The organism is Pseudarthrobacter arbutini, from assembly GCF_054510915.1.
Genome location: NZ_JBTNDQ010000037.1, coordinates 1 through 1605, shown reverse-complemented (window position 1 = coordinate 1605; position 1605 = coordinate 1). Strand labels below are relative to the sequence as shown.

General features: G+C 55.8%; 1 rRNA gene. It reads right to left on the bottom strand.

Annotation, left to right across the window (positions count from 1 at the left end):
• Positions 1 to 16 precede the first annotated feature (16 nt).
• Positions 17 to 1540: ribosomal RNA gene (locus ACX80V_RS21800) — 16S ribosomal RNA — on the bottom strand.
• Positions 1541 to 1605 lie beyond the last annotated feature (65 nt).

The window sequence follows — 1605 nt, the reverse complement described above, 5'->3', positions numbered from 1 at the left end:
TGTAGGTGCTCCTTAGAAAGGAGGTGATCCAGCCGCACCTTCCGGTACGGCTACCTTGTTACGACTTAGTCCCAATCGCCAGTCCCACCTTCGACAGCTCCCTCCCACAAGGGGTTAGGCCACCGGCTTCGGGTGTTACCAACTTTCGTGACTTGACGGGCGGTGTGTACAAGGCCCGGGAACGTATTCACCGCAGCGTTGCTGATCTGCGATTACTAGCGACTCCGACTTCATGGGGTCGAGTTGCAGACCCCAATCCGAACTGAGACCGGCTTTTTGGGATTAGCTCCACCTCACAGTATCGCAACCCTTTGTACCGGCCATTGTAGCATGCGTGAAGCCCAAGACATAAGGGGCATGATGATTTGACGTCGTCCCCACCTTCCTCCGAGTTGACCCCGGCAGTCTCCTATGAGTCCCCGCCATAACGCGCTGGCAACATAGAACGAGGGTTGCGCTCGTTGCGGGACTTAACCCAACATCTCACGACACGAGCTGACGACAACCATGCACCACCTGTAAACCGACCGCAAGCGGGGCACCTGTTTCCAGGTATTTCCGGTTCATGTCAAGCCTTGGTAAGGTTCTTCGCGTTGCATCGAATTAATCCGCATGCTCCGCCGCTTGTGCGGGCCCCCGTCAATTCCTTTGAGTTTTAGCCTTGCGGCCGTACTCCCCAGGCGGGGCACTTAATGCGTTAGCTACGGCGCGGAAAACGTGGAATGTCCCCCACACCTAGTGCCCAACGTTTACGGCATGGACTACCAGGGTATCTAATCCTGTTCGCTCCCCATGCTTTCGCTCCTCAGCGTCAGTTAATGCCCAGAGACCTGCCTTCGCCATCGGTGTTCCTCCTGATATCTGCGCATTTCACCGCTACACCAGGAATTCCAGTCTCCCCTACATCACTCTAGTCTGCCCGTACCCACCGCAGATCCGGAGTTGAGCCCCGGACTTTCACGGCAGACGCGACAAACCGCCTACGAGCTCTTTACGCCCAATAATTCCGGATAACGCTTGCGCCCTACGTATTACCGCGGCTGCTGGCACGTAGTTAGCCGGCGCTTCTTCTGCAGGTACCGTCACTTTCGCTTCTTCCCTACTGAAAGAGGTTTACAACCCGAAGGCCGTCATCCCTCACGCGGCGTCGCTGCATCAGGCTTTCGCCCATTGTGCAATATTCCCCACTGCTGCCTCCCGTAGGAGTCTGGGCCGTGTCTCAGTCCCAGTGTGGCCGGTCACCCTCTCAGGCCGGCTACCCGTCGTCGCCTTGGTGAGCCATTACCTCACCAACAAGCTGATAGGCCGCGAGTCCATCCAAAACCACAATAAAGCTTTCCACCCCCCACCATGCGATGAGGAGTCATATCCGGTATTAGACCCAGTTTCCCAGGCTTATCCCAGAGTTAAGGGCAGGTTACTCACGTGTTACTCACCCGTTCGCCACTAATCCCCCCACAAGTGAGGTTCATCGTTCGACTTGCATGTGTTAAGCACGCCGCCAGCGTTCATCCTGAGCCAGGATCAAACTCTCCGTTGAAGTAAAACAGACACAACCACCAACCCCGGAAATAACAGGATAAAATGGCTGCACAAAATTTGAAA